Below are 3,795 nucleotides of genomic sequence, written 5' to 3'. Positions count from 1 at the left end.
CGCTTCCGGGCGCGGTACTCACGTCGCATGAGGCCCATGATCCGGTCGCGGCTCTCGGGTCGCAGCGCATGCGCGAGGCCCGCGGCCACGATGTTGAGGCGGACCGCGGGTCGCGTCATCGACGCCGCGACCACCTGGTCGTGGGTCGGCTGGACGATCACGCGACCCTCGACGACGCGCACGACCTCAGCCTCAGGTTCGGGTTCGAGCTCGGGTTCGCGCTGAGGTTCACGTTCGGCCAGCGACACTCCGTCGGCGACGGGCGGAACGTGCAACTCAGCGGGGTCGGGCGTCGCGCGCAGCTGCTTCGCCTCGCGCAGCGCGCGCACCGCGATCACCGCAGCCGCGAGCGCGACGACCGCCAGCACGGCGGTGGCGATCAGCATCGCGAGCTGCACGGACATGGCAACGAGGTTACCGCTCTCGGATGATCGCGCGGATTCGGGCGAGTCGGTCGGCGATCGCCCCTTCCGCCCCATGCGGGCCGGGACGGTAGTAGTCCGAGCCGTCGACGTCGTCGGGTGCGTACTGCTGGCCGACCACACCGCGGGGGTCGTCGTGCGCGTAGACGTAGTCGTGACCGTGGCCCAGCTTCTTGGCGCCGGAGTAGTGCGCGTCGCGCAGCGCCGGCGGCACGGCGCCCACCTTGCCGGCGCGCACGTCGGCCATGGCGGCGTCGATCGCCTTGATGACGGAGTTGGACTTGGGCGCCGTCGCGAGGTGGATGACCGCCTGGGCCAGCGGGATGCGCGCCTCGGGGAAGCCGATCATCGCGACCGCCTGTGCCGTGGCCGTCGCCATCGGCAGCGCCGTCGGGTCGGCCATGCCGATGTCCTCGCTCGCGTGGATCATCAACCGGCGGGCGATGAACCGCGGGTCCTCCCCCGCCTCGATCATCCGCGCGAGGTAGTGCAGCGCCGCGTCCACGTCCGAGCCCCGGATCGACTTGATGAACGCGCTCGTGACGTCGTAGTGCTGGTCGCCCTGGCGGTCGTACCGCACGGCGGCCTTGTCGACCGCGAGTGCCGCGTCGTCGAGCGTGATCTCCGCGTGTCCCTGATCGGCAGCGGCACCTGCCGCGGCCTCGAGGTAGGTCAGGACTCGCCGGCCGTCTCCCCCGGCCAGCCGCACGAGGTGGTCGCGCGCCTCGTCGCTGATGGTGATCGCGCCGCCGAAGCCGCGCTCGTCGACCAGCGCACGATCGGCGAGGACGGCGATGTCGTCGTCCGTCAGCGGCTGCAGCGTGAGGAGCAGCGACCGGCTCAGCAACGGCGAGATGACGCTGAAGTGCGGGTTCTCGGTGGTGGCGGCGACGAGGCTGACCCAGCGGTTCTCGACGCCGGGCAGCAGGGCGTCCTGCTGGGCCTTGCTGAAGCGGTGGACCTCGTCCACGAACAGGACGGTCTCCTTCCCGCGCGAGAGCGCCTGCCGGGCGCCCGCGATGACCTCGCGGACCTCCTTCACGCCCGCGCTGACGGCCGAGACCTCGACGAAGCGGCGGTCGGTCTGGCGGCTGATCAGGCTGGCGAGCGTCGTCTTGCCGGTGCCGGGCGGCCCCCACAGCAGCACCGTGAGCGGAGCGTTGCCCTCGATCATCCGGCGCAGGGGCGACCCCGGAGCGAGCAGGTGCTGCTGGCCGACCAGCTCGTCGAGCGACTGCGGCCGCATCCGCACGGCGAGCGGCGCACTGGAGTGGACGTTGCCGGCGAGAGATCCACTCGAGTCGCGCCGCGGGTCCGACGGCGCCTGATCGGGAAGATCGAACAGTCCGTCAGCCATGAGGACCAGCCTAGTCGCGCGCCTCTGCCTTCGGACGGCGAGCGACGAGGGCTGCCCCACCGAACGTCAGCACCAGGAAACCCGCGCCGCCCAGCAGGAACCGGCCGCGGACCGCGTCGCGGCACTCGTACCGGTCGACTTCCGTTCCCGACTCTCGGAGGTCGGCCTCGGCCTGCGCATCGAAGTCGGCGCGATTCACGCCCTCAGGAGTAGCGCGCTGGTTGCACGTCGTCCCGTCGACCGTCACGGGAAGTGTCATCACCACCGCAAGTGCCAGCCCCGCGACAACGAACGCTCCCGCGGCCATCCATGTCGCGCGAACCCCTCGGTCGGATCCCATCCACGCGGCCAGGGTGATGGCAAAGCCCACCGCCCCGACCAGGCCGACGAAGAGCCACGAGCCGATCACAGTCCACATGTCAGTTCCCCGTGCGGCCGTCGATGCACTCGCGCAGCAGGTCGGCGTGGCCGCAGTGGCGCGCGTACTCCTCGATCATGTGGACCACGAGGTCGCGGATCGGGACGACCCCGCCGTGCGGGCCGGGCAGCTCGCGGCCGAGGTCGGCCTCGTCGACTCCGTCGAGCCACTCCTCGGCGCGTCTGATCTGCGTGCGCAACGCCGTGAAGGCCTCCTCGACGCACGCCTCCGTGCCGACGGCGTCGTTGAAGTCCGCGTCCCGGTCCTGGTCCTTCAGGAACAGCGGCCGCTCGGACGAGCCCTGAGCCACGCGCACGAACCAGTGGTGCTCGACGTACGCCATGTGACGCACCAGCCCGAGCAGCGACAGCGTGCTCGGTGGCACGCTGCGCTGCGCGAGCTGCTCGGCCGAGAGGTCCTCGCACTTGCGCAGGAGCGTCTGTCGGTACTGGGCCAGGTACTCGACGTAGTTGGCCTTCTCGCCGAGGGAGCTCATTCCTCCTCGGCGTCCTCGTCGGGCTTCGCGTCGACGCCGGCCTCGGCACGCTGCTCGTCGGTGATCGGTGCCGGAGCCGCGGTCAGCGGGTCGTAGCCGCCGCCGGACTTCGGGAACGCGATGACCTCGCGGATCGAGTCGGCGCCGGCGAGCAGCGCGACCGTGCGGTCCCAGCCGAACGCGATGCCGCCGTGCGGCGGGGCGCCGTACTTGAACGCCTCGAGCAGGAAGCCGAACTTCTCCTGCGCCTCCTCGGCACCGATGCCCATGATCTCGAAGACGCGCTTCTGCACGTCCTCGCGGTGGATACGGATGGAGCCGCCGCCGACCTCGTTGCCGTTGCACACGATGTCGTAGGCCTGGGCGAGGGAGTCGCCGGGGGTGGCCAGCGTCGCGGGGTCCTGCGGAGCGGTGAACGCGTGGTGGACCGCGGTCCACTCGCCGCCACCCACGGCGACGTCGCCGGAGTCGAGCTCGCTGACCGACTCGAACATCGGCCAGTCGACGACGAACGCGAACGCCCAGGCGTCCTCGGGGATCAGGTTCTCGCGCTTCGCGATCTCGATGCGCGCGGCGCCGAGCAGCTGGCGCGAGCTCTTGACCGGGCCGGCCGAGAAGTAGACGGCATCGCCGGGCTTCGCGCCGACGGCCTCGACGAGGCCCTCACGCTCGGCGTCGGACAGGTTCTTCGCGACGGGACCGGTGAGAGTGCCGTCCTCCTGCACCAGCACGTAGGCCAGGCCGCGCGCGCCGCGCTGCTTGGCCCACTCCTGCCAGCCGTCGAGCGTGCGACGGGCCTGCGAGGCGCCGCCCGGGTGCACGACCGCGCCGACGTACGGCGCCTGGAACACGCGGAACGGCGTGTCCGTGAAGTAGTCGGTCAGCTCGACCAGCTCGAGGTCGAAGCGCAGGTCGGGCTTGTCCGAGCCGTACTTGCTCATCGCGTCGGCGTACGTGATCCGCGGGAACGGCGTGGGCAGGTCGACGTCGATCAGCTTCCACAGCGCGACGTAGATCTCCTCGGCCAGCGCCATCACGTCGTCGGGCTCGACGAAGCTCATCTCGATGTCGAGCTGGGTGAACTCGGGCTGGCGGTCGGCGC

General features: G+C 71.1%; 5 protein-coding genes. All 5 read right to left on the bottom strand.

The annotated features are described in order from the left end of the window. Positions 1-404: hypothetical protein (locus RT323_RS16330; RefSeq protein WP_313410317.1), on the bottom strand; the 404-nt coding region annotated here is incomplete at its 3' end. A 10-nt stretch (positions 405-414) separates the two neighbouring features. Continuing rightward, positions 415-1,779 (bottom strand): replication-associated recombination protein A, encoded by a 1,365-nt coding sequence (locus tag RT323_RS16325; RefSeq protein WP_313410316.1) that lies wholly within the window; start codon positions 1,777-1,779, stop codon positions 415-417. Between the two features lie 10 nt (positions 1,780-1,789). Next, positions 1,790-2,188: a hypothetical protein gene (locus tag RT323_RS16320; RefSeq protein ID WP_313410315.1), complete on the bottom strand. Its 399-nt coding sequence runs from the start codon at positions 2,186-2,188 to the stop codon at positions 1,790-1,792. Positions 2,189-2,198: 10 nt separating this feature from the next. Beyond that, positions 2,199-2,693 carry a DinB family protein gene (locus RT323_RS16315; RefSeq protein ID WP_313410313.1) on the bottom strand — a complete coding sequence of 165 codons (495 nt, stop codon included), beginning with the start codon at positions 2,691-2,693 and terminating at the stop codon, positions 2,199-2,201. Then, a partial coding sequence (gene aspS / locus RT323_RS16310) for an aspartate--tRNA ligase (protein ID WP_313410312.1) occupies positions 2,690-3,795 on the bottom strand: 1,106 nt, incomplete at its 5' end. The genes RT323_RS16315 and aspS, both read right to left, overlap by 4 nt.

This window comes from Aeromicrobium sp. (assembly GCF_032084975.1).
In the GTDB taxonomy this organism is placed as follows: Bacteria; Actinomycetota; Actinomycetes; order Propionibacteriales; family Nocardioidaceae; genus Aeromicrobium.
This window is presented reverse-complemented; position numbering and strand designations above follow the sequence as displayed.

Bases quoted from the DNA above. Each gene is read 5' to 3' on its own strand.
- RT323_RS16315 (WP_313410313.1), bottom strand. From the start codon at position 2,693: ATGAGCTCCCTCGGCGAGAAGGCCAACTACGTCGAGTACCTGGCCCAG.
- RT323_RS16325 (WP_313410316.1), bottom strand. From the start codon at position 1,779: ATGGCTGACGGACTGTTCGATCTTCCCGATCAGGCGCCGTCGGACCCG.